The sequence below is a fragment of the Flexivirga oryzae genome (genome assembly GCF_014190805.1).
GTDB classification, from domain to species: Bacteria; Actinomycetota; Actinomycetes; order Actinomycetales; family Dermatophilaceae; genus Flexivirga; species Flexivirga oryzae.
In genome coordinates, this window is the sequence record NZ_JACHVQ010000001.1 from 1,340,406 (window position 1) to 1,365,521 (window position 25,116).

Here is a 25,116-nt window from a genome sequence, read left to right on the forward strand (position 1 = left end):
TCGAGGTCGATGACGAACGACAGCTCTCTCGCGAGCAGCCGGGCGGCGCGCCAGCAGCGCATCGTCGACATCCTGACCCGCGAGTCGATCGGTTCGCAGGCGTCGCTCGCGCAGCGCCTGAAGACGGACGGTATCCGCGTCACCCAGGCCACCCTGTCCCGTGACCTGCTGGACCTCGGCGCGGTGAAGGTGCGGCTCGGGCGACAGCAGGTGTATGCCGTGCCGGGTGAGGGCGGTGACCGGGCGCTGGTCACCGGTGCCGACGCCGCCGAGGCGGACAACCGCCTCCGGCGGATCTGTGCTGAACTACTCGTCACGGCAACGGTTTCCGGCAACCTGGTGGTCCTGCGCACCCCGCCCGGGGCCGCCAACTTCCTGGCCTCCGCGATCGACCGTGCGGACCTGCCGGACGTGCTCGGCACCATCGCCGGGGATGACACGATTCTGATCATCGCGGCCGACGGGCGCGCCACCGAGGTGAGCGCGACCCTGCTGGAGATGGCCGGCGAAGGCTGAAGACCGACGACGATGCAAAACACCGACCACGACTGAGAGTGAGCATGCAGTGACCGACTCCGAAGAACGACTGAGCCTGTGGGGCGGCCGCTTCGCCGGTGGCCCGGCCGACGCGCTGGCTGCGTTGTCGAAATCGACGCATTTCGACTGGCGGCTGGCACCCTACGACATCGCCGGCTCGAAGGCGCACGCGCGCGTGCTGCACGGGGCGGGTCTGCTCGACGACGGGACGCTCGACGCCATGTTGACCGCACTGCAGCAGCTGGCCGACGACGTGCGCGGCGGAGCGTTCGAACCCGCCGCCGACGACGAGGACGTGCACACCGCGCTGGAACGCGGTCTGATCGAACGCGCCGGGGCCGACGTCGGTGGCCGGCTGCGCGCCGGGCGATCCCGCAACGACCAGGTAGCCACGTTGTTCCGGATGTACCTGCGCGATCACGCTCGTTCCGTGTCGATGCTGCTGCTCGACGTCGTGGATGCGCTGGTGGCCCAGGCGGCGGAGCACGCCGACGTCCCGATGCCGGGTCGGACGCACCTGCAGCACGCCCAGCCGGTGCTGCTTGCCCACCACCTGCTCGCGCACGCGTGGGCGTTGCTGCGTGACGTCGAACGCTTCCGCGACTGGGACCGCCGGACAGACGAATCGCCATACGGTTCAGGTGCTTTGGCGGGTTCCTCGCTGGGGCTGGACCCGCAGGCGGTCGCGCAGGACCTGGGCTTCAGCAGCTCGACCCGCAACTCGATCGACGGCACCGCGTCGCGTGACTTCGTGGCCGAGTTCTCCTTCGTGGCAGCCATGTCCGCTGTCGACGTCTCCCGGATCGCCGAGGAGGTGGTGCTCTGGGCGACCAAGGAGTTCTCGTTCGTGACGCTGGACGATGCGTTCTCGACCGGGTCCAGCATCATGCCGCAGAAGAAGAACCCGGATGTCGCCGAACTCGCCCGCGGCAAGGCAGGCCGGCTCATCGGCGACCTGGCCGGGCTGCTGACGACGCTCAAGGCGTTGCCGCTGGCCTACAACCGGGACCTGCAGGAGGACAAGGAGCCGGTGTTCGACGCGGTCGACACCCTCGAGGTGCTGTTACCTGCATTCTCCGGCATGGTCGGCACGCTGACCTTCCACGCCGATCGGCTCAGTTCACTTGCGCCGCAGGGCTTTGCACTCGCGACGGACGTGGCCGAGTGGCTGGTCAAGCAGGGCGTCCCGTTCCGCGTCGCCCACGAGGTCGCGGGGGAGTGCGTCCGTGTCTGCGAATCGCGGGACATCGAGCTGTGGGACCTGACCGACGAGGACCTGGCCGCGATCAACCCCGCGCTCACCCCGCGGGTGCGCTCGGTGCTCAGCGTCGAGGGTTCACTCGCGTCGCGCGACGGTGTGGGCGGCACTGCACCGCAGCGGGTCGCCGAGCAACTGCAGCAGGCCCGGGACACGGCCACGTCGGCCAGGACCTGGGCGGCCGCGGAGCTCGACTTCCCGCAGCGGGTGCGCTGAGCTCAGCAGGTGGAGCTCGGGCGCGTCCGAGTCCCGGCACGTAACCTGCGCAGCATCCGTGCGTCGTCGAAACCGACTGCTTGCGCTGCGCTTTCGCGGGTCGCCCCCTGCGTGACCAGCAGCTCCGCCTTCTCGCACCGCAGTAGTTGCTGGTAGCGCAGCGGGGTGAGACCGGTCGCCTCGACGAACGCCCGCGTCAGCGTCCGCTCGCTGACGCCACAGACCGCCGCCACCTGAGCAAGCGGCAGCTTCTGGTCGAACTGCGCGTCGATGAAGTCCTGCGCACGGTGCACCGTCTCACGCAGGTGATCGCGGCAGCGCAGCATCGCGCCCAGTTGCTCCGCCTGACCGTTCCGGCGCCCGTAGACGACCATCGTGCGCGCAACGCGCGCCGCCAGCGCCGGGCCGTCGCGACCGGCCACCAGATCGAGGGCCAGGTCGATCCCGCTGGCGATGCCCGCGGACGTGACCACCCGGTCGTCCTCGACGAACAGCCGGTCGCGCAGGACCCGGGTCGCCGGATACCGGTGCTGCAGCAGGTCCTGCACCTCGTGGTGGGTCGTGCTCAGCCGGCCGTCGAGCAACCCGGCGGCACCGAGCGCGAAGGCGCCGGCGCAGATGCTGCCCACCGTGCCACCCGCGTCGTGGTGCTGGATCAGCCTCTGCAATTGCGTCCAGTCCACGGGTTGTCGCCAGTCCGGCCGGTCGGGGATCTTCCAGCCCGGCACGAGGACCAGGTCGTCGGTCGTCAGGGCCGGCCACGAGGTCGCCACGTCGAGCGGCAGTCCCTGATGGCTCGCCACCCGCGCCCGTGTCCCGACGAAGTGCAGGTCGTATGTCGCGCCCAGGTCGGCCGCCGACGCGAACACCTGTGCCGGGCCCGCGACGTCGAGCAGATGGACCTGCGGCGCGAGGACGAAAACGACAAGAGTCATGATCCGGTCATTGTGGCACCGTCACCGCCCGTTCGCTGCGTACGTCGTCGATCGTCAGAATCCGCGCGAATCGACCCGCCAGCGCGTACTCGGTGCGTTCGATGACCGCTGCCGTGCCGAGTGTCCGTGGATCAAGCAGGAGTTGCTCGTACGGCTGGTCGGGGTTGGCGTCTCGATGCGGGATCGGGAACGTCGCGGTCGCGTCGATGACGAAGTCGACGTCGTACCCGAGATCGGCTGCGAGCCGGGCGGTGGTCTCGCAGCACTGCTCGGTCTGAATGCCGCAGACCCGCAGCCGGCGAACGCCATGTTCGGTCAGCATCTGTTGTAACCGCGTGGTGGTGAACGCATTACGGGAGGTCTTGATCAGGACCGGCTCGCTGTCCGCCGGGTCGAGTCCAGGTTGGGGCTCGACCAGCCCGGTCGACGGGTCGAACGCGGTGCCGGTGCCCGGTTCGGCGTGCAGGATCCAGATGACCTCGTCGCCGGACCGGCGGGCGTCGTCGACCAGGAGCTGCGCGCGGGTGGCGATGTGCGGGTCGGAGACCGCCCGCCAGCGTGGCAGCGCGGTGAACGACTGCTGGATGTCGATGACCAGGATCGCGGTGTGCGTCATACCCCAATCGTCGCCGCGAACGAGCGCCCGGTGAAGAGCCGATCCGGTCATCATCCGGACCGATCCGGTCACGCCGGATATCGCGGTGCGGCGGCACGGAGCGTCTGCCAGACTGCGGCCATGGCGTTCATCCTGCAGTTGGTCGGCCCTCCCGCGTCCGGTAAGCGGACCATCGGAGCGCTGGTGGCGGAGCGCACCGGCGCAGCACTGGTGGACAACCATCTGATCAACGACCCGGTGTTCACCGCGCTCGGTGTCAACGGGATGGGCAGCCTGCACCCGCAGGCCCTGCCGATGGCCGGGCGGGTCCGACGGATCGTCCACGAGGCGGTCCTTGCGGCCCCGCCGGAGACGTCGCACATCTTCACCAGCTGGCTGGTGGACACGCCCGAGGACGCCGCTGCCTTCGAGGTGGTCCGCAAGCTCGCCGCGGAGCGCGGTGCGACGTTCCACTCGGTCTGGTTGAGCTGCGCACCGGCCGAGATGGGCCGGCGGTTGACCCTGCCGGACCGCGCGGTCCGCAACAAGCTGCGCGACCCGTCGAAGCTGGACGACATCGTCTCGCTCGGTGCCGCGCCGCCGCCCGCGGACGCGCTGCGGCTCGACACGACCCGGACCAGCGCGACCGACACGGCGGATCGGATCGTGGAGTGGCTCGATGGACGCGACTGACCCCTTCGAGACCGCGCGCCGGCTGCTGGGTGCCCACCTGATCGGCCGTGCGGTGACGGTCCGCCTCACCGAGGTCGAGGCGTATGCCGGGGAGCGCGACCCCGGCTCGCACGCCTTCCGCGGCCGCACCGCCCGCAACGAGGTGATGTTCGGCCCGGCCGGGCACCTCTACTGCTATTTCAGCTACGGCATGCACACCTGCTGCAACTACGTCTGCGGCCCCGACGGTGAGGCGGCGGCCGTGCTGCTGCGCGCCGGCGAGGTGATCGACGGCATCGGCTTGGCGCGCGAGCGACGGCACACGACCGTCGATCGGTCCCTGGCACGCGGACCCGCCTGCCTGACGCAGGCGCTCGGGATCGAGCTGTCGGACAAGGGGGTCGACCTGCACGCGACTGGCTCTGCGGTCCGGGTCGAGTGGCAGGCCGCGCTGCCCTCGGACGTCATACGGACCGGTCCGCGGGTCGGCGTCAGCGGGGCGGGAGGCGACGGCGACACCTACCCCTGGCGGTTCTGGGTCGACGGCGACCCCACCGTCTCGGCATACCGACCGGCGAAACCGCGTCGTCGCCCTCGGACGTGATGCGGCACTCTTGACCCCGGCGGACGATCGCCGCCATACGGAACCGGAAGGACGGAACACATCGTGAACGACATCTTCGACGAGCTGCAGTGGCGGGGCCTGGTGGCACAGACCACCGACGAGGCCGCGCTGCGCCAGGCACTCGCCGACGGGCCGCTCACGATGTATGTGGGTTTCGACCCTTCCGCGGACTCGCTGCACATCGGCAACCTCGTGCAGCTCATCGTCGCGCGGAAGATGCAGCGAGCGGGTCACCGCGTGCTGTGCCTGGTCGGAGGCTCCACCGGCCTGATCGGTGATCCGAAGCCGGACTCGGAGCGGGTGCTGCGCAGCAAGGAGGAAGTGGCCGCGGCCGTCGACCTCATCCGGCAGCAGGCGGCGTCGCTGCTGGAGTTCGACGGTGACAACCCGGCCACCATGGTCAACAACCTGGACTGGACAGCGCCCATCTCCGCGCTGGACTTCCTGCGCGACTACGGCAAGCACTTCCGGGTCAACGCTATGATCAAGAAGGAAGCCGTTGCGCGCCGCCTGAACAGTGACCAGGGGATCAGCTACACCGAGTTCAGCTACCAGATCCTGCAGGGCCTGGACTTCCTGCACCTCTACCGCACCGAGGGGTGCACGCTGCAACTGGGTGGGAGCGACCAGTGGGGCAACCTGCTCGCCGGCGTGGACCTGATCCACTCCGCGGAGGGACGCGCGGTGCACGCCATGACGACGCCGCTGATCACCGATGCGAGTGGGCGCAAGTACGGCAAGTCGGAGGGCAACGCGCTGTGGCTCAACCCGGACCGTATGTCGCCGTACGCCTTCTACCAGTTCTGGATCAACCTGGACGACGCCGACGTGATCGACAAGATGCGGGTCTTCACCGACCAGGATCAGGCGACGATCGACGATTTCGCCCGCCAGGTGGCCGACGAACCGTACCGTCGAGCGGCGCAGAAGGCACTTGCCGCCGAGATGACGACGCTCGTGCACGGCGCCGACGCCACGACTGCGGTGCAAGCCGCCTCAGAGGCACTGTTCGGCAAGGGTGATGTCGAAGCTCTCGATGACAGGACCCTTCGTGACGCCACCGCCGAACTACCCGGCGCCGAGGTGGCGGCCGGCATCAGCGTGGTCGACGCCTTGATCGCCGTCGGTATCGCGGACTCCCGCAACGCAGCGCGACGGCTCATCGGCGAAGGCGGTGTGTCGGTGAACAACGTCAAGGTCACCGATGCCGAAGCCGTGCTGGCCTCGGACGCCTTCCTGCACGGCGCGGTCGCGCTGCTGAAGCGGGGCCGCAAGCACCTCGCGGCGGCACGCCTCGCGGCCTGACCAGCTCCCGCGTCGGATCGGCTCTGTTCGGCCAATTGCGGCCGGACAGAGCCGATTTGCGTCGCTCGTGGGCGATCGGTAGTGTTTCTCCTCGCGCCTGGGAAGCGAGCGCACGACGGCGACAGCCCGATGTGCGTGACGTCACAGGAGCAGGGTCCGGTTTCGAGTTGTCCGCCACGGCGGCCATCGGGTAAGCTAGATCCTCGTTGCCCGGGAGGCACGGACGCCAGAGGCGAGAGCCAGGCGGCCGGTTCCGATGCAGCGGAATCCACTCCTTCCCGATCCTTCCAATCACTTTCGGTTCGCCGAAAACAGCGATTTGGAAAGACACCGAAGAGAGTGTTAAGTTTTAAAAGCCCCAAGAGCGGAGCGGAAACGCGAAGCAAACGGGTGCGGTCGTTTTTTGAGAACTCAACAGCGTGTCGAGTGATTGATGCCAATTGTTTGTTGGTTTTGATCGTTTTTGTAGCATTTTTGCTCTTGATCGATTTTTTAGCCATGTATCGAATTTTTTGAATTTTTTTTGGAGAGTTTGATCCTGGCTCAGGACGAACGCTGGCGGCGTGCTTAACACATGCAAGTCGAACGATGAAGCTGGTGCTTGCACTGGTGGATTAGTGGCGAACGGGTGAGTAACACGTGAGTAACCTGCCCTCCTCTTTGGGATAAGCCTTGGAAACGGGGTCTAATACCGAATATTCACATTCTGTCGCATGGTGGGGTGTGGAAAGTTTTTGTGGTGGGGGATGGACTCGCGGCCTATCAGCTTGATGGTGGGGTAGTGGCCTACCATGGCTTTGACGGGTAGCCGGCCTGAGAGGGTGACCGGCCACACTGGGACTGAGACACGGCCCAGACTCCTACGGGAGGCAGCAGTGGGGAATATTGCACAATGGGCGGAAGCCTGATGCAGCGACGCCGCGTGGGGGATGACGGCCTTCGGGTTGTAAACTCCTTTCAGTAGGGACGAAGCTTTTTGTGACGGTACCTACAGAAGAAGCACCGGCTGACTACGTGCCAGCAGCCGCGGTAATACGTAGGGTGCGAGCGTTGTCCGGAATTATTGGGCGTAAAGAGCTTGTAGGCGGTTTGTCGCGTCTGCCGTGAAAGCCCAGGGCTTAACCCTGGGTCTGCGGTGGGTACGGGCAGGCTAGAGTGTGGTAGGGGAGACTGGAATTCCTGGTGTAGCGGTGAAATGCGCAGATATCAGGAGGAACACCGATGGCGAAGGCAGGTCTCTGGGCCACTACTGACGCTGAGAAGCGAAAGCATGGGGAGCGAACAGGATTAGATACCCTGGTAGTCCATGCCGTAAACGTTGGGCGCTAGGTGTGGGACTCATTCCACGAGTTCCGTGCCGTAGCTAACGCATTAAGCGCCCCGCCTGGGGAGTACGGCCGCAAGGCTAAAACTCAAAGGAATTGACGGGGGCCCGCACAAGCGGCGGAGCATGCGGATTAATTCGATGCAACGCGAAGAACCTTACCAAGGCTTGACATACACCGGAATGTGCCAGAGATGGTGCAGCCTTTGGGCTGGTGTACAGGTGGTGCATGGTTGTCGTCAGCTCGTGTCGTGAGATGTTGGGTTAAGTCCCGCAACGAGCGCAACCCTCGTTCCATGTTGCCAGCACTTCGGGTGGGGACTCATGGGAGACTGCCGGGGTCAACTCGGAGGAAGGTGGGGATGACGTCAAATCATCATGCCCCTTATGTCTTGGGCTTCACGCATGCTACAATGGCTGGTACAGAGGGTTGCGATGCCGTGAGGTGGAGCGAATCCCTTAAAACTGGTCTCAGTTCGGATTGGGGTCTGCAACTCGACCCCATGAAGTTGGAGTCGCTAGTAATCGCAGATCAGCAACGCTGCGGTGAATACGTTCCCGGGCCTTGTACACACCGCCCGTCAAGTCACGAAAGTCGGTAACACCCGAAGCCGGTGGCCCAACCCTTGTGGGGGGAGCCGTCGAAGGTGGGATTGGCGATTGGGACTAAGTCGTAACAAGGTAGCCGTACCGGAAGGTGCGGCTGGATCACCTCCTTTCTAAGGAGCATCAACACCTTTCACTGTCGAATGCACAGTGGGGTGGCTCATGGGTGGATCATCAATCATGGTGCCTGCACAGTGTGTGCCGGCGGGACGAGTACGAGCAGTGCGTGCCCCCCTGGTGGGGTGGGTGGTGTTGGGGAAAGTGTCGTGGGTGCGTGGTGTGGGGGTGTCGGCACGTTGTTGGGTCCTGAGGGAACGACCGTTGTGTTGTTTTCTTGGTGCTGCCTGCATGGATTGTTCGTGGTTGCGGATGGTTTGTGTGGTGTTGGTGTGTTGTTTGAGAATTGTATAGTGGACGCGAGCATCTTTGTGGCTTTAAAGATTTTTCTGGTTTTTGTGTAAGTTTTTAAGGGCGCATGGTGGATGCCTTGGCATCAGGAACCGATGAAGGACGTAGTAATCTGCGATAAGCCTCGGGGAGCCGATAAACGGGCTGTGATCCGAGGGTTTCCGAATGGGGGAACCCCGCACCAGTTATGTGGTGTGACCCGTGCCTGAATTTATAGGGTGCGTGGAGGGAACGTGGGGAAGTGAAACATCTCAGTACCCACAGGAAGAGAAAACAATAGTGATTCCGTGAGTAGTGGCGAGCGAAAGCGGAGGAGGCTAAACCATGGTTGTGTGATACCTGTCAGGGGTTGCAGTCGTGGGGTTGTTGGGGTTGTGTCGTACCGTGTCTGACAGTGCGGTGGCGTGTTTGCGTGCGTGTAGTCGAATCAGTGGTGAGTGCTGGACCGTAGAGGGTGTGAGTCCCGTAGGCGAAATGCGTGGCGCGGCGTTGATGTGATTTCCCAAGTAGCACGGGGCTCGTGGAATCTCGTGTGAATCTGCCAGGACCACCTGGTAAGCCTAAATATTCCCTGGTGACCGATAGCGGACTAGTACCGTGAGGGAAAGGTGAAAAGTACCCCGGGAGGGGAGTGAAATAGTACCTGAAACCATGCGCTTACAATCCGTCAGAGCCTCCGTTGGTGGGGTGATGGCGTGCCTTTTGAAGAATGAGCCTGCGAGTTAGTGCTCAGTGGCGAGGTTAACCCGTGTGGGGTAGCCGTAGCGAAAGCGAGTCCGAAGAGGGCGTTTTGAGTCGCTGGGTCTAGACCCGAAGCGGAGTGATCTACCCATGGCCAGGTTGAAGCGACGGTAAGACGTCGTGGAGGACCGAACCCACTTCAGTTGAAAATGGAGGGGATGAGCTGTGGGTAGGGGTGAAAGGCCAATCAAACTCCGTGATAGCTGGTTCTCCCCGAAATGCATTTAGGTGCAGCGTTGCGTGTTTCTTGCCGGAGGTAGAGCTACTGGATGGCTGATGGGCCTCACCAGGTTACTGACGTCAGCCAAACTCCGAATGCCGGTAAGTGTAAGCGTGGCAGTGAGACTGCGGGCGATAAGGTTCGTAGTCGAGAGGGAAACAGCCCAGATCACCAGCTAAGGTCCCTAAGCGTGTGCTAAGTGGAAAAGGATGTGGAGTTGCTGTGACAACCAGGAGGTTGGCTTAGAAGCAGCCACCCTTTAAAGAGTGCGTAATAGCTCACTGGTCAAGTGATTCCGCGCCGACAATGTAGCGGGGCTCAAGCACACCACCGAAGCTGTGGCAATCACACAAGACTCTAGGACTGTTCTTCGGGATGGTTTTCAGGGGTGTGGTTGGGTAGGGGAGCGTCGTGTCACCAGTGAAGTCCCGGTGTGAACCAGGGGTGGAGGTGACACGAGTGAGAATGCAGGCATGAGTAGCGAATGACGGGTGAGAAACCCGTCCGCCGAATAACCAAGGGTTCCAGGGTCAAGCTAATCTGCCCTGGGTAAGTCGGGACCTAAGGCGAGGCCGACAGGCGTAGTCGATGGACATCCGGTTGATATTCCGGAACCGGCGAAGGACCGCCCATATCGAATCAGGGGATGCTAACCACCCGAACCACCGTGTGCTTCGCCCTTCGGGGTGGGGTCGTGTGTGGGGAGCGTGGGACCCGATCTTGTAGTAGGTAAGCGATGGAGTGACGCAGGAAGGTAGCCTCCGCGGGGCGATGGTTGTCCCCGTCCAAGCGTGCGAGCCGACTGGTAGGTAAATCCGCTGGTCATATGGGCTGAGGCGTGATGGTGACCACGTAATGTGGGAAGTAGGGTGATCCTATGCTGCCGAGAAAAACTTCTAGCGAGGTTCGAGCCGCCCGTACCCTAAACCGACTCAGGTGGTTAGGTAGAGAATACTAAGGCGATCGAGTGAATCGTGGTTAAGGAATTCGGCAAAATGCCCCCGTAACTTCGGGAGAAGGGGGACCTTCCGCTCTGAAGAGACTTGCTCTCTAGGGGTGGGGGTCGCAGAGACCAGGGAGAAGCGACTGTTTACTAAAAACACAGGTCCGTGCGAAGAAGTAATTCGATGTATACGGACTGACGCCTGCCCGGTGCTGGAACGTTAAGGGGACCGGTTAACACTTCGGTGTGAAGCTGAGAACTTAAGCGCCAGTAAACGGCGGTGGTAACTATAACCATCCTAAGGTAGCGAAATTCCTTGTCGGGTAAGTTCCGACCTGCACGAATGGCGTAACGACTTCTCCACTGTCTCAACCACGAACTCGGCGAAATTGCATTACGAGTAAAGATGCTCGTTACGCGCAGCAGGACGGAAAGACCCCGGGACCTTTACTACAGCTTGGTATTGGTGTTCGGTGCGGCTTGTGTAGGATAGGTGGGAGACTGTGAAGCGCACGCGCCAGCGTGTGTGGAGTCATTGTTGAAATACCACTCTGGTCGTTCTGGGCTCCTAACTTCGGACCATGATCTGGTTCAGGGACAGTGCCTGGTGGGTAGTTTAACTGGGGCGGTTGCCTCCCAAAGGGTAACGGAGGCGCCCAAAGGTTCCCTCAGCCTGGTTGGTAATCAGGTTTCGAGTGTAAGTGCACAAGGGAGCTTGACTGTGAGACAGACATGTCGAGCAGAGACGAAAGTCGGGACTAGTGACCCGACGGTGGCTTGTGGAAGCGCCGTCGCTCAACGGATAAAAGGTACCCCGGGGATAACAGGCTGATCTTGCCCAAGAGCTCATATCGACGGCATGGTTTGGCACCTCGATGTCGGCTCGTCGCATCCTGGGGCTGGAGTAGGTCCCAAGGGTTGGGCTGTTCGCCCATTAAAGCGGTACGCGAGCTGGGTTTAGAACGTCGTGAGACAGTTCGGTCCCTATCCGCTGCGCGCGTAGGAAACTTGAGAAGACCTGTCCCTAGTACGAGAGGACCGGGATGGACGAACCACTGGTGTGTCAGTTGTTCTGCCAAGAGCACCGCTGATTAGCTACGTTCGGAAGTGATAACCGCTGAAAGCATCTAAGCGGGAAGCACGCTTCAAGATGAGGTTTCCAACACTCCTTTGTGGGTGGTGAGGCTCCCAGCGAGACTACTGGGTTGATAGGCCGGATGTGGAAGCACAGTAATGTGTGGAGCTGACCGGTACTAATAAGCCGATAACTTACCAAACACTTCCCCAGAAAACATTCTTTTGGGGCCATGTAACAAGTATGCTTTGCGTCCACTATACGATTCTGAAACAACACCCACACACCCCCCGGTACAAGCGGGGACGGCAGGGTTGGTACACGGAAACAGGAATAGTTGAATACTGGTTGACGTGTAACCCGTGTGGTTGTGTTTCCAAGGGTTACGGCGGTCATAGCGAAGTGGGAAACGCCCGGTCACATCCCGAACCCGGAAGCTAAGCCCTTCAGCGCCGATGGTACTGCACTCGGTAGGGTGTGGGAGAGTAGGACACCGCCGAACATACATTCCGCAAAGGGTCGGTCATGAACACTTTGAGAGTGCTCGTGACCGGCCCTTTGTCATATTCTTTGGCCGTTGCTCTCGGTCGGCGACGCGGTGAGTGGGCGTACTGTCGTGAGCCCGGTCCTGGCCCGACCGGGACGGATGGCTACTTCCGAGCGACGGTTCTACGAGAGTTGGTGCGGTGACGTGACGAACGACGACGAGGCGACCCCACCGGAGTCGGTGCAGCCACCCCCTGCCGGCCGCTGGTCACGGGCATCCGGCGAGCGGCGTTCCGACGCCGGATCCGGGGGCGAGTCCGAGAGCGCGGGTGACGCCGGCGGGGCCGGTGACTCCTCGTCGGCGCGGGATGCCGGCAGGTCGGGACCGGGGCGCGAGTCGACGGGTCGCCCATCGAGTCGTCGCGATGGTCACGGCGGCGAGCGCGGTGCATCCGGCGGCGGGTCCGGGTATCGCTCGGGCCGCCCAGCCCGCTCGGGCGGTCAGGGATCGGCGAAGGCGGGGTCACGCGGCGGTCGCGCGCGCGGCGGTGACCCTAGGCGCAGGGACGACGAACGACGCACCGGGCGCCCATTCCGCGACGGCGACCGTACCGGTGCGCGGCAGGGCGGCGGATCGGCTCCGCGCGACCGCAGGGACGACCGCGACCGCAGGGACGACCGCGACCGCGGCCGGGACGAGCAGGACAGGGGTATCCGGGGCCCCAGGTCATGGGACCGCTCGTCTCCATCGCAACGGTCGGCGCACGACACCAGGGTCGAGCCCGCGCTGCCGGAGGACATCACCGGCAAGGAACTGGACCGTTCCGTATGGCGTGAACTGCGAACGCTGACGAAGGAGAATGCGGAAGGCGTCGCGAAGCACCTGGTCGCGGCGGCGACCCTGCTGGAGGACGACCCGGATCTGGCACTTGCACACGCCGAGCACGCCGCGCGTCGCGCCGGCCGCGTCGCGGCGGTGCGCGAGGCGTTGGGGCTGGTCCACTACCGGCGGGGCGAGTTCAGCGACGCGATCCGCGAATTCCGGACCGCCAAGCGGTTGTCGGGTTCCAACCATCTGCTGCCGTATCTCGTCGATTGCGAACGCGGTCTCGGTCGATACGAACGAGCGCTCGACCTGGCCGCTTCACCGGAGGCGCGCACGCTGGGCGAAGCCGACAACATCGAGCTGGCGATCGTCGTGTCAGGGGTGCGCCGGGACCTCGGTCAGCCCGAGGCCGCCCAGATGGTGCTGCGCATCCCTGCCCTGGAGCGGGCGTCAGGGCAGCCGTGGGCAGCACGGTTGTTCTATGCCTACGCTGAAGCCCTGCTTGCTTCCGGCTCCGAGGACGAGGCGCGGGAATGGTTCGTCAAGGCCGCTGCCGCGGATGCCGAAGGTCAGACGGACGCTGCTGACCGGATCGACGAACTGGATGGCGTGGTGTTGACGGACCTGCTCGACGAGGTTCCGGACGAGGACGACGAAGCCGGAACTGCGGCAGCCTCCGACGACGACTGACGTCGACCGGCACGCCCACTTGTCCACACCTGTCTGCCGAGCGGACCCCCGTCCACAGGCCATGCGGAAACATGACCGGGTGCGACCCGGATCATCGATCCTGGGTTGCGAACACACGTTCGCAACCCAGGAGACCGCATGTCGACGAAAACGAAGACCCGAGGCCATGGCGCCCGAGCAGGTCGGAGCACGGATCCGAGAACCCTCGCGCGCAACGAGGTGCATCTGGTGGGGCGGCTCAGCGCGCCACCGGCGGTGAAGTACCTGCCGAGCGGCGCAGAGGTCGTGCAACTCCGGCTGGTCGTCGATCGGCCGGCCGGCTCGATTCGCCGGACGACCACCGACGGGACTCGCCCGGTCACCGTCGACACGATCGACGTCGCGTGCTGGAAGGCAGACCTGCGGCGTCGCGCCATGTCGTGGACGGGCACCGAGACGGTCGAGGTCACCGGAGCGCTGCGCCGGCGCTTCTGGCGCGGCGCGCACGGTGTTGCCAGCCGCTACGAGGTCGAGGCGGACCAAGCGCGCGCTGTGAAGTAGCGCAAGTGGTGGCGGGCGATCGGGCCACGCCGTCAGGAGGCCGATGCGACGAGGTGACACGCGACTCGGCAAGATGGCTCTCGTGTCCGACAATGCAGCAGGCCGTTCGCCGGGTGGGAAGAGCGCACCGTTGGAGGTGAGCGGCGACGGCGCCCGGCGGGACGCACCGCCGACGCTCGCCGAACGCTTCCCCGGCCTGGTGTGCGACCTCGACGGCGTCGTCTACCGCGGAGCGCAGGCAGTGCCGCACGCCGTCGACTCGCTGACGGCTGTCTCGCGGTCGGGGGGACGGATCGTCTACGCGACCAACAATGCGTCACGTCCCCCCGCAGTGGTGGCCGAGTCGCTTCGCCACCTCGGTCTCACCGTCGGCGTCGACGACGTCCTCACCAGTTCGATCGCCGGGGCGCGGCATCTTGCCGAGGATCTGCGGCCCGGCGCGCAGGTGCTCGCCATCGGCGGACCGGGCGTCGCGGAAGCCTTGCAGGACGCAGGATTTCGCCCGGTGAGCCCCGACGCGGCACCGGAGGTACACGTCGATGCGGTGCTGCAGGGTTACGGGTCGGGGGTGACCGCGGCGCAACTGGGTGAGGCGGCTTACGCGATCCAGGGCGGCGCCCGCTGGGTGGCGACCAACGACGACCTCACGCTGCCGACCGATCGGGGGGTGGCTCCGGGGAACGGTTCGCTCGTCGCTGCGGTGCGGCTCGCAGTCGAGGTGGACCCGGTGGTGGTCGGCAAACCGGGCGCACTGCTCTACGAGCTCGCGGCGCAGGCGTTGGGCACCGACGTCGAGCACACCCTGGGGGTGGGTGACCGACTCGAGACGGACGTCGCCGGTGCGCACGCCGCCGGCCTGAGTGCTCTGCACGTTCTCACCGGGGTGCACGGACCCGCCGACCTCGTCCGCGCACGACCGGACCTGCGGCCACGGTTCGTGGCCGAGGACCTGCGTGCGCTCGGCGAGGCATATCAGGAGCCACAACGGGTCCTCGACGGCCGGTGGACCCTCGCCGATGCGTCTGCCGCCGCGTCCGGCGGTGGGGAGACGTTCCGGATCGAGTTCACCGCAGAGAACGGTGTGCCGAGCTGGATCGTCCGGCTCCGGCTGGCGTTGGCGCTGCTGTGGGAGTCACTCGACGCCGGTGCGCTGACCCCGGACCAGGCCGTCGCCGCGTTGCCGGTCCGCGGCTGACCCGCTCGCGGCGAAGACAGTGTCGGGCCCGCCGGCCCGTCTAGCCTGGCAGAAGCGTCGAGTGGCCCCTCGGGCGATACCGCGGGCTTCGACACCGTGGTTGACCGGACGACATACAGGGAGATGCGGACATGGCGATCAACAGCGTTCGAACGGCACTGCAACTCTTGAGTGGTGCCGGAGAACTCACGCGGGCTCGCGCGATGGAGGCCGCGGCGACCCTGCTGGAGCTTCCCGGTGTCGGAGACACGTCGACGCGCGTGACTCAGCTGGCGGAGGAACTCCTCCAGGCGGCGACGGGGAACCAGCAGTTGGTCCACGACCTGGTGCGCACCGAGTTCGAGCGGCAGCTGACGCGTCTGGGGCTGGTGCGAGGCAGCGACCTGGAGTCCGCGCAGCGCCGCATCGAAGCGCTGGAGGCCGAGGTGGCGTCACTGCGCGCCGACCGGTCCCCGGTCGCTGCCTCGCCCACCTCCGCCACTCCCGCGACGACGTCGCGGCGACGCCCGGCCCGCTCGGCCGTTCGCAGCTCAGCAGCAGAGAAGGTGTCCGCGGGCGCAGCATCCGGCGCCGCGCCCGCGGCGCAGAAGAACGTCGCGCGCAAACCCGCGGCCACGAAGTCCGCAGCCACGAAGTCCGGGGCGAAGAAGACCGCGGCCAAGGCGGCGGCGACCCGGAAGAGCACGACGGCCAAGAGGTCCGTGCAGCGTGGTGGTGGCAAGTGACGGTGGCCGACCGCAGTCATAATGGGCCGGTGACCGACGAGGAGCAGGCCCAGGAGCCGACGATCGCGACGACCGCTGCGCGATTCCCGCCGACGGGAGATGCCCGGGTCGACGAGGTGATCGCGCAGCTGCCCGATCCCCGGGCGCATCACGGTGGATCGGCCGCCGCTCCCGACGCGCCGATCGAGCGGGAGAGCGCCGCCGGCCAGGACGAGCCGGCCCTCGGCGGCGGGCTGCCCGACCCCGGCCCGTTGGACGAACACCTCGCGGCAGCCACGGCGGTGCATCGCGGGCTCCAGCAACGGCTCTCCGACCTGTCCGGCTGACCGGTGCGCGCAGACGCAGCGCTGGTGGAGCGGGGGCTGGCCCGGTCACGTGCGGTCGCCAAGGAGCTCATCGATGCGGGCCAGGTGATGGCCGCGGGCAACCGCGTGACCAAGGCTTCGACCCCGGTCGACCCCGCCGATCTCACCGTCAGCGGCGAGATCGACGCGTGGGTGGGTCGGGCGGCATACAAACTGCTCGGGGCGCTGGAAGCCTTCCCGGTCGACCCGTCGGGCCGGCGCTGCCTCGACATCGGCGCGTCCACCGGCGGCTTCACACAGGTGCTCCTCGGGCGCGGCGCCCGGCAGGTCGTGGCGCTCGACGTCGGCCACGGCCAGCTGGCGGAGGCGGTGCGCACCGACCCGCGTGTCGTCGAACGCTCGGGCACGAACGTGCGCGACGTGGGACCGGATCTCCTCGGTGGACCGTTCGAGCTGGTCGTGGCCGACCTGAGCTTCATCTCGCTGCGTCTCGTGCTGGACACCATGGCTCGGCTCACCGCTCCGGCCGGCGATCTGATCACCTTGGTCAAGCCCCAGTTCGAGGTGGGCAGGGACCGCCTCGCGCGCACCGGGGTCGTGACCTCACCGCACGAGCGGCAGCGCGTGCTGCGCGATGTGCTCGGCGCGGTCGCGGCGGCCGGCCTGACCGTGCACGGTCTCACGGCGAGCCCGATCGAAGGTGGAACCGGCAATCGCGAATACCTGCTGTGGGCCCGGCACGAGGGGAGGGGCAGTATGTCGGACATGGAGGTGCGGACCGTGCTCGAGCGGCTGCTGGCGCAGGAGAAGGGAATCGGACGGGTATGACCAGACATGTCCTGCTCGTCGGACACCCCGGTCGACCGCAGGCCCTCGACGTCGCGGCGGAGCTGGTGCACGGCCTCACCGCGAACGGCATCGAAGTGGTCGGGCAGACCGACGAACTCGGTGCTTTCGGGGTACTCGGCGAAGCGGGTGTCACCGGACTCGACAAGCCCCGGCCCGATGGCGCGGAGCTGGCAGTCGTGCTCGGCGGCGACGGGACCCTGCTGCGCGGCGCCGAGATCGTCCGCGAGAGCGGTGTCCCCCTACTGGGCATCAACCTCGGCCACGTCGGCTTCCTCGCCGAGGCCGAGCGGGACGACATACACCACACCGTGCGCAAGATCGTCGACCGTGGCTGGACCGTCGAGGAACGCGAGACGCTCGAGGTCGAGGCATCGCTCGCCGGCGAGTCGTTGTGGACCAACTGGGCGCTCAACGAGGCCTCCGTCGAGAAGGCGGCACGTGAGCGGATGCTCGAGGTGACGCTGGAGATCGACGGCCGCCCGCTGTCGACCTGGGGGTGCGACGGGGTCGTGATGTCCACGCCGACGGGCTCCACGGCATACGCGTTCTCCGCCGGTGGCCCCATCGTCTGGCCCGGGGTCGCCGCGATCCTGGTCGTCCCCATTTCCGCCCACGCACTCTTCGCCCGTCCGCTCGTGCTCAGCCACGACGTGCACATCGCCATCGACCTCCGGGACACCACGGATGCGCAGGCGGTGCTGTGGTGTGACGGTCGCCGCTCGTTCGACCTCCCGTGCGGTGCACGCATCGAGGTCCGGCGCAGCGACCAGCCGGTGCGGTTGGCGCGCCTCACCGATGCACCGTTCACCGATCGGCTGGTCGCCAAGTTCGACCTGTCGGTGTCGGGTTGGCGTGGCGCCCGGCGCGGCCAGCGGTGAACATCGCGAGGTGACTAGGCTGCGGGGCGTGTTGCGCGAACTGCGGATCCAGGGCCTGGGCGTCATCGACGACGCCCTGCTCGAGTTGTCGCCCGGCCTCAACGTCGTCACCGGCGAGACCGGGGCCGGCAAGACGATGGTCGTGCAGGGCCTGGGGCTGCTGCTCGGTGGGCGCAGCGACGCGGGGCTGGTGCGCGGCGGCGCCGACAAGGCGTATGTCGAAGGCATCGTCGAGTTGCCGGCGGACCATGCCGCCGTCACGCGTGCCCAGGAGGCCGGAGCCGACGTCGACGACGAGCTGATCCTCGCCAGGACCGTCTCCGGCCACGGCCGGTCCCGGGCGCACGTCGGCGGCCGCAGCGCGCCGGTGGGGGTGCTGTCCGAGCTGGGGGAGCTGCTGGTCGCGGTCCACGGCCAGGCGGACCAGTGGCGGCTGCAACGACCCGAACAGCACCGGGTGATGCTCGACGACTTCGGCGGGCAACCTGTCGCGAAGGCGCTCACGGCCTACCGGGCGCTGCACCAGCAGTGGCACGCGACCCGCGAGGAACTGCACGACCTGACCACCCGGGCACGGGACCGGGCACAGCGGCTGGACCTGTTGACCGCGGCGCTGGAGGACATCGAGCGCGTCGCCCCCGTGCCGGGGGAGGATCTCGAGCTGGCCGCGGAGTCGGACCGGCTGACCCACGCGGACGCCCTGCGCGACGGCGCCGGCACCGCACACGATGCACTGGCCGGCAGCGAGGCCGCCGACGACGCACCCCACGTCATCGCGCTCGTCGCCCGGGCACGGCAGGCGCTGGCCGGCTCCGTGGACCACGACGCAGCGCTCGCCGGGTTCGACGACAGGTTGCGCGAACTCGGTGTGCTGGCCGCGGACCTCGCGGGAGACCTCGCGTCATACCTGGCGGATCTCGAGGTGGACCCCGCCCGGCTGGAACAGGTACAGCTGCGGCGCGCCGAGCTGACCGCCCTGCTGCGCAAGTACGGCGAGAGCATCGACGAGGTCCTGGTCTGGAGCAAGAGCGCCGCGGCGGAGGCGGCGGAGCTCGCCGGCACCGACGACCGGATCGAGACCCTGCATGCCGCGCTCGCGGAGCTGGAGCCCAGGCTCGACAAGGCGGCGTCCGAGCTGACCAAGGCCCGCACCAGGGCGGCCCGGAAACTGGAGAAGGCCGTCACCGCCGAGCTCGCGCATCTCGCCATGGGGTCGGCGAAGCTGACCGTCCAGGTGGCCACCGATCCGCAGCACCGCGGACCGCACGGCGCCGATGACGTGGAGATCCTGCTGGCCGCCAACGCCGGGTCCGCGCCGCGCAGCGTCGCCAAGGCGGCGTCGGGCGGTGAGCTGTCGCGGGTGATGCTCGCCCTCGAGGTGGTCACCGCCAGTGGCACGGTCCCGACCTTCGTGTTCGACGAGGTCGACGCCGGGGTCGGCGGTGCAGCCGCACTCGACATCGGGGCGCGACTGGCCAGACTGGCGAAAGGCGCCCAGGTCATCGTCGTGACCCACCTGGCACAGGTGGCGGCATACGCCGACCGGCACCTGGTGGTGCGCAAGTCCAGCGACGACCACGTGACCGCCAGCGACGTGACCGTCGTCGACGGTGCCGACCGGCTCGCCGAACTCGCCCGGATGCTCGGCGGGGTCAGCGACAGTGCGTCCGCACGCGAACACGCCCAGGAACTGCTGGACGGTGCGAGCGGCAGCCGCGACTGAGCGTCCGGACCGGCGCAACACGCCGCGATCGATCCTGGTCTCGCGCGAGACACGAGTCAGGACAACGGTTTTCGACGAGCTCGCACAGATATGAGCGCGCGGCCGTCGGTGGTGACGGCCGAACCCTTTTCATGACGTAGACTGGGAGCCCGTGGTGGAGCAGACGAAACACATCTTCGTGACCGGAGGCGTTGCCTCTTCGCTCGGCAAGGGGCTCACCGCCTCCAGCCTCGGACACCTACTCCGCGCTCGCGGGTTACGGGTGACGATGCAGAAGCTCGACCCGTACATCAACGTCGACCCGGGCACCATGAACCCGTTCCAGCACGGCGAGGTGTTCGTCACCGAGGACGGCGCCGAGACCGATCTGGACATCGGCCACTACGAGCGGTTCCTCGACGTCAACCTGGCAGGGGACGCCAACGTCACGACCGGCAAGGTCTACAGCCAGGTCATCGCCAAGGAACGACGCGGCGAATACCTCGGCGACACCGTGCAGGTCATCCCGCACATCACCAACGAGATCAAGGCGCAGATGCGCGCCCAGGCGGCCGCGGACGTCGACGTGATCATCACCGAGATCGGCGGCACCGTCGGCGACATCGAGTCGTTGCCGTTCCTGGAGGCGGCCCGGCAGGTGCGCCAGGACGTCGGCCGGGACAACGTCTTCTTCCTGCACGTCTCGCTGGTGCCCTACCTGGCCCCGAGCGGTGAGTTGAAGACCAAGCCGACCCAGCACTCGGTGGCGGCGCTCCGGCAGGTCGGTATCCAGCCCGATGCCCTTGTGCTCCGGGCGGATCGGGACCTGCCGGACGGGATCAAGGACAAGATCGCGCGGATGTGCGACGTCGATCTCGAGGCCGTGGCCGCGTGCGTCGACGCCCCGAGCATCTACGACATCCCGAAGGTGCTGCACACCGAGGGGATCGACGCCTACGTCGTACGCCGGCTCGGCGTGCCGTTCCGGGACGTCGACTGGCACGACTGGGATCTGCTGCTGGAGCGGGTGCACCAGCCGGAACACCGGGTCGAGGTCGCGCTGGTCGGCAAGTACATCGATCTGCCGGACGCCTACCTGTCGGTCACCGAAGCCCTGCGCTCGGGTGGTTTCCACCACGACGCGAAAGTCGTCATCCGATGGGTCAAGAGCGACGACTGCACCACACCCGCCGGGGCCGCCAAGGTGCTCGGCGGAGTGGACGCGGTGCTCGTGCCCGGTGGCTTCGGCGTCCGCGGCATCGAGGGCAAGCTGGGGGCGCTGCGCTGGGCGCGCGAACACCAGGTGCCGACACTCGGCATCTGCCTCGGCCTGCAGTGCATGGTGATCGAGTACGCCCGCAACGTCGCCGGGATCGCCGGGGCGTCCTCCACCGAGTTCGACCCGGAGACCCCCGCGCCGGTCATCGCGACGATGGAGGAGCAGAAGGCGTTCGTCGAGGGTGCCGGGGACCTGGGCGGGACCATGCGGCTGGGCGCCTACCCGGCGCAGCTGGTCGCCGACAGCGTGGTCGCCGAGGCGTATGGCGCCACCAGCGTCTCCGAGCGTCACCGGCACCGTTACGAGGTCAACAACGCCTACCGCGGGGAGCTGGAACAGGCCGGACTGGTCTTCAGCGGTCTGTCGCCCGACCGGGAGCTGGTCGAGTTCGTCGAGATCCCGAAGGATGCTCACCCCTACTACGTCTCGACCCAGGCCCACCCGGAGTTCCTGTCCCGGCCCAACCGGGCACATCCGCTCTTCGCCGGGTTGGTCGGCGCGGCGATCGACCAGCAGCGTGCGGCCAGGCTTGTAGAGGTCGAGCGCCCGAAGGCGGCCGATCCGGTTGCGGTTCAGTGATTTTCGCGAAAGGGCAGCATGAGCTCCGGGCATGATCGGTTGTCGACCCCGCTGACCGACCGGGTCGAGCCGCAAGAGGTGACATCCTCCGAGCTGGTCTACCACGGCCGGGTCTGGGACGTGATGTCGGAGAGAGTGCACCTCGGCGCGGGCGGCGAGGTCACGCGCGACTTCGTGCGTCATACCGGGGCCGTCGCGGTGGTGGCGCTGCGTGGTGATCCGGGCGCGGAGGAACTGCTGTTCATCCAGCAGTACCGCCACCCGGTGGGCACCTTCGACTGGGAGGTTCCGGCAGGACTGCTCGACAAGCCGGGTGAGGACCCGCGCGATGCCGCGGCACGTGAGCTGCGTGAGGAGGCGGACCTGGACGCGCGCACGTGGCACGTGCTGGTCGACCTGTTCACCTCTCCGGGTGCCTTGTCGGAGAACCTGCGTGTCTTCCTCGCCCGTGACGTGCACCCGGCCGTCGCCGAAGGTTTCGTGCGGGAGGGCGAAGAGCTCGGTATGCCGACCGGCTGGGTGTCACTGCCGGCTGCCATCGAGGCGATCATGGCCGGACGGGTGCACAACGGCATCGCCGTCTCCGCGGTGCTCGCCACCGAGATCGCGCGTCAGGGCGACTGGGCGGCACTGCGTCCGGCGGACGCTCCGTGGCCGGCGCATCCGGCATACCGATGAGCGTCGCCAGGCAGCCGTCGCGGCGCAGCGCGGTCGAGCCGTTCCACGTCATGGAGGTCGTGCGCGCGGCGGCGGCGCGACAGCGCAGCCACGGCGACATGATCCTGCTGTGCGTCGGTCAACCGTCGACACCCGCGCCGCGGCCGGTGCTGGACGCGGTGCATTCGGTGCTGGAGACCGACGCGCTCGGTTACACCGAGGGCGACGGCATCCCTGCGCTGCGGGAAGCGATCGCCGCACACTACGCGCGCGTCTACGACGTGCCGGTCGGTGTCGAGGAGGTCCTGGTCAGCACCGGATCGTCCGGTGGCTTCAGCACGCTCCTGCTGGCGGCCTTCGACACCGCTGACCGGGTTGCGATGGCTCGGCCGGGCTACCCGGCATACCGGAACACGTTGCGTGCGTTGGGACTTCAACCGGTAGAGATCGACGTGGACGCCGATACGCGCTTCCAGCTGACGGTCGACCAGCTCGACCGCGAGCACGCGGTGGCGCCGCTGGCCGGCGTGATCGTCGCCAGCCCCGCAAACCCGACGGGCACCATCATCGGTGCCGAGGAACTCGCCGACATCGCCGCGTGGTGCGGGACCCACGGCGTCCTGCTGCTCTCGGACGAGATCTACCACGGCATCTCGTACGGCGCGTCGGCGCAGACCGCACGTGTGTTCTCGACCGAGGCAGTGGTGCTCGGTTCGTTGAGCAAGTTCTGGTCGATGACCGGCTGGCGGGTCGGCTGGAACCTCCTGCCGCCGGCGTTGCGCCGACCGGTGGACGTGCTGCAGAGCAACCTGGCGATCTGTGCCCCGGCGGTGTCGCAACACGCTGCGGTTGCGGCGTTCTCGCCGGAAGCGACCGCCGAGCTACAGCGGCACGTGGAACGGTATGCCGTCAACCGCGACCTGCTGCTGCGCCGGCTGCCCGAGCTCGGCATACATTCCTTCGCGCCACCGGACGGGGCGTTCTACGCCTACTGCGACGTGTCGCACCTGACCGACGACAGCACCCGCTGGTGCGCGGAGGTGCTCGACCGGACCGGGGTCGCGATCGCGCCGGGCATCGACTTCGACCCGGTGCACGGCAACCGGTTCGTCCGGCTGAGCTTCTGCGGGGCAACGGACGCGCTCGACGAGGCGCTCGACCGCCTCGTCGCGATCATCTGACGGCGGCGGCGGGGCAGCAGCAGCAGCGGCGGCGACAGCGGCCGCGGCCACGGCGACAGCGGCAGCGGCCACGGCGACAGCGGCAGCGGCCACGGCGACAGCGGCAGCGGCGACAAGGCCTGACCGCGCGCCCCGGCTCCCCCCACCGAGCTTGCCGGGCCGCTTCGCTTGGCCCACCGTGGGTGGGGAAGATTTCTGGTGGTGGTGGCTGGCTGTTCGTGGGCTGTTGGCGGGACACTGGTGGAGTGTGTTGCGGTTAGACGCCGTTCCTCTCTAGCGCCATGGTGAGCCTGGCACCGAGCATGGTGGCGGAGGGCTCCACGGGAACCGTGGATTGTTGCTACGAGCACGCGTTACAGACTTCATTTCTTTCCTGCCCTCCCCGCAACACGCACCCGACCCCGGTCCTGGGGCCGGGCCGGCGGCGGTCTGAAGGAGGCCGTGATGGAAGTAGTACACGCCCGGTGTGCCGGGATCGATATCGCAAAAAAGGGCGCGAAAGTCTGTGTCCGGGTACAAGGCACTCGCCGCCGCAAGACCGGGTATGAGGTCACGGACTGGGGTTCGATGACTGATGACATCCTCGGGTTACGCCAGTACTTGATCGATCAGCAGGTGACCGGGGTGTTGATGGAATCGACCAGTGACTACTGGAAACCGTTCTACTACCTGCTCGAGGACGCCGGGTTCGAACTGATCTTGGCCAATGCCCGGCACGTGAAGAACATCCCCGGCCGCAAGAGCGACGTCAATGACGCGACCTGGCTGTCGGACTTGTGCGCACACCGGCTGGTGCGATCCAGCTTCGTGCCGCCGGCACCGATCCGGGCGTTGCGGGATCTGACCCGTTCCCGGGAGGTGATCACCCACGAACGGACCCGCAAGATCGCCCGGCTGGAAAAGCAGTTGGAGGACGCCGGGATCAAACTGTCCTCGGTGGCCTCCAACCTGAGCGGGGTGTCCTGTCACGACATGCTGACCGCGATGGTCGCCGGGCAACGCGACCCGATCGCCCTGTCGGAGTTGGCCCGCGGCAGCATGCGCAACAAGCGCCCGGACCTGCAACGAGCCCTGACCGGCCGGTTCACTGAGCATCACGCGTTCTTGGTGCGGATGTCCCTGGAACGCATCGCCCAGGACGACGCAGCGATCGCCGCGTTGACCCAGCGGATCGAGGCACAGATCGAACCCTTTCGCTCCTTCCGGGACTTGATCTGCGCGATCCCGGGAATCAGTACCACCGTCGCGGACGTGATCATCGCCGAGACCGGCGCGGACATGAGCGTGTTTCCCACCGCCGGGCACCTGGCCGCGTGGGCCGGGGTCGCGCCCGGGCAAAACGAGTCCGCCGGACGCACGGGATCGACCACGGCCCGTCCCGGGGACTCCCACCTCAAAGGCGCCCTGGGCATCGCGGCCATGTCGGTTTCCCGCACCAGAAACACGCGCCTGGGCGCCCGGTATCACCGCATCGCTGCCCGCCGCGGCAAACTCAAAGCCATCGTCGCGATCGAACGCACCCTGCTGTCCATCGTTTGGGCCATGGGCCACACCGGCCAGCCCTACCAGGAACCCGGCGCTGACTACTACACCCGGCTACGCCCGGACCGCACGAAAACACGTGCCCTGAAAATGCTCCGCGACCTCGGCTACACCGTCACCCTCACACCCGCAGCCTGACAACCCAGGACACAACGCCACGCACCTATCTTCGTTACAGAGGCTCACAAACGCACCGAGAGGCCCACACGAGCGGGTCTTCGA

The 25,116-nt window shown here is 66.7% G+C and carries 19 protein-coding genes and 3 rRNA genes; 20 read left to right on the forward strand and 2 right to left on the reverse strand.

All coding sequences use genetic code 11. From position 1 onward, the window contains the following. Positions 1–9: 9 nt before the first annotated feature. Together argR and argH are read left to right on the forward strand one after the other, a co-directional pair. Positions 10–516, forward strand: coding sequence for an arginine repressor (gene argR / locus FHU39_RS06165; protein WP_183319542.1), 507 nt, complete (start codon positions 10–12; stop codon positions 514–516). 49 nt (positions 517–565) lie between these two features. Continuing rightward, positions 566–2,011 (forward strand): argininosuccinate lyase, encoded by a 1,446-nt coding sequence (gene argH, locus FHU39_RS06170; protein WP_183319543.1) that lies wholly within the window; start codon positions 566–568, stop codon positions 2,009–2,011. 2 nt (positions 2,012–2,013) lie between these two features. Here the strand turns inward: argH and FHU39_RS06175 are convergent, their stop codons facing one another. Together FHU39_RS06175 and FHU39_RS06180 are read right to left on the reverse strand one after the other, a co-directional pair. Beyond that, on the reverse strand, positions 2,014–2,946 hold the full coding sequence (locus tag FHU39_RS06175; RefSeq protein ID WP_183319544.1) for a GlxA family transcriptional regulator: 933 nt from the start codon (positions 2,944–2,946) through the stop codon (positions 2,014–2,016). Positions 2,947–2,953: 7 nt separating this feature from the next. Further along, complete coding sequence (locus FHU39_RS06180) at positions 2,954–3,562, reverse strand: isochorismatase family protein (RefSeq protein WP_183319545.1); 609 nt, start codon at positions 3,560–3,562, stop codon at positions 2,954–2,956. 120 nt (positions 3,563–3,682) lie between these two features. On the opposite strand from FHU39_RS06180, the gene FHU39_RS06185 reads away from it, so the two are divergent. The 18 genes from FHU39_RS06185 (at position 3,683) to FHU39_RS06270 (ending at position 25,032) form a co-directional block, all read left to right on the forward strand. Then, on the forward strand, positions 3,683–4,234 hold the full coding sequence (locus FHU39_RS06185) for a nucleoside/nucleotide kinase family protein (protein ID WP_183319546.1): 552 nt from the start codon (positions 3,683–3,685) through the stop codon (positions 4,232–4,234). Further along, complete coding sequence (locus FHU39_RS06190; protein WP_183319547.1) at positions 4,221–4,817, forward strand: DNA-3-methyladenine glycosylase; 597 nt, start codon at positions 4,221–4,223, stop codon at positions 4,815–4,817. The genes FHU39_RS06185 and FHU39_RS06190 overlap by 14 nt, the downstream gene beginning before the upstream one ends. 63 nt (positions 4,818–4,880) lie before the next feature. Next, complete coding sequence (gene tyrS / locus FHU39_RS06195; RefSeq protein ID WP_183319548.1) at positions 4,881–6,143, forward strand: tyrosine--tRNA ligase; 1,263 nt, start codon at positions 4,881–4,883, stop codon at positions 6,141–6,143. A 520-nt stretch (positions 6,144–6,663) separates the two neighbouring features. After that, a 16S ribosomal RNA gene (locus FHU39_RS06200) occupies positions 6,664–8,186 on the forward strand. A gap of 342 nt (positions 8,187–8,528) precedes the next feature. Next, positions 8,529–11,662: ribosomal RNA gene (locus FHU39_RS06205) — 23S ribosomal RNA — on the forward strand. A gap of 182 nt (positions 11,663–11,844) precedes the next feature. Then, positions 11,845–11,962 (forward strand): 5S ribosomal RNA (rrf, locus tag FHU39_RS06210). Together the 16S, 23S and 5S rRNA genes form the textbook arrangement of a ribosomal RNA operon. A gap of 189 nt (positions 11,963–12,151) precedes the next feature. Next, on the forward strand, positions 12,152–13,462 hold the full coding sequence (locus tag FHU39_RS24075) for a tetratricopeptide repeat protein (protein WP_246336174.1): 1,311 nt from the start codon (positions 12,152–12,154) through the stop codon (positions 13,460–13,462). Between the two features lie 138 nt (positions 13,463–13,600). After that, positions 13,601–14,002, forward strand: coding sequence for a single-stranded DNA-binding protein (locus tag FHU39_RS06220; RefSeq protein ID WP_183319549.1), 402 nt, complete (start codon positions 13,601–13,603; stop codon positions 14,000–14,002). A gap of 82 nt (positions 14,003–14,084) precedes the next feature. Continuing rightward, on the forward strand, positions 14,085–15,197 hold the full coding sequence (locus FHU39_RS06225; RefSeq protein ID WP_343065749.1) for an HAD-IIA family hydrolase: 1,113 nt from the start codon (positions 14,085–14,087) through the stop codon (positions 15,195–15,197). Between the two features lie 131 nt (positions 15,198–15,328). Beyond that, the gene (locus FHU39_RS06230) at positions 15,329–15,922 is read left to right on the forward strand and encodes a hypothetical protein (protein ID WP_183319550.1); all 594 of its coding nucleotides are present in this window, start codon (positions 15,329–15,331) and stop codon (positions 15,920–15,922) included. Between the two features lie 29 nt (positions 15,923–15,951). Continuing rightward, entirely contained in the window at positions 15,952–16,248 is a 297-nt protein-coding gene (locus tag FHU39_RS06235; protein ID WP_183319551.1) for a hypothetical protein, read from the forward strand. Between the two features lie 3 nt (positions 16,249–16,251). Further along, a complete protein-coding gene (locus FHU39_RS06240; RefSeq protein WP_183319552.1) occupies positions 16,252–17,055 on the forward strand; it encodes a TlyA family rRNA (cytidine-2'-O)-methyltransferase in 804 nt (267 codons plus the stop codon). Next, positions 17,052–17,954: an NAD kinase gene (locus tag FHU39_RS06245; protein ID WP_183319553.1), complete on the forward strand. Its 903-nt coding sequence runs from the start codon at positions 17,052–17,054 to the stop codon at positions 17,952–17,954. Before FHU39_RS06240 ends, FHU39_RS06245 begins: the two co-directional genes overlap by 4 nt. 10 nt (positions 17,955–17,964) lie before the next feature. After that, positions 17,965–19,677, forward strand: coding sequence for a DNA repair protein RecN (gene recN / locus FHU39_RS06250; RefSeq protein ID WP_343065750.1), 1,713 nt, complete (start codon positions 17,965–17,967; stop codon positions 19,675–19,677). 151 nt (positions 19,678–19,828) lie between these two features. After that, the gene (gene pyrG, locus FHU39_RS06255) at positions 19,829–21,514 is read left to right on the forward strand and encodes a CTP synthase (RefSeq protein WP_183319554.1); all 1,686 of its coding nucleotides are present in this window, start codon (positions 19,829–19,831) and stop codon (positions 21,512–21,514) included. Between the two features lie 18 nt (positions 21,515–21,532). Further along, on the forward strand, positions 21,533–22,192 hold the full coding sequence (locus FHU39_RS06260) for an NUDIX domain-containing protein (RefSeq protein ID WP_183319555.1): 660 nt from the start codon (positions 21,533–21,535) through the stop codon (positions 22,190–22,192). Beyond that, positions 22,165–23,352, forward strand: a complete 1,188-nt coding sequence (locus FHU39_RS06265) for an aminotransferase class I/II-fold pyridoxal phosphate-dependent enzyme (protein WP_343065751.1) — start codon at positions 22,165–22,167, stop codon at positions 23,350–23,352. The genes FHU39_RS06260 and FHU39_RS06265 overlap by 28 nt, the downstream gene beginning before the upstream one ends. A 444-nt stretch (positions 23,353–23,796) precedes the next feature. Beyond that, entirely contained in the window at positions 23,797–25,032 is a 1,236-nt protein-coding gene (locus FHU39_RS06270; RefSeq protein ID WP_183319556.1) for an IS110 family RNA-guided transposase, read from the forward strand. Positions 25,033–25,116: the final 84 nt, after the last annotated feature.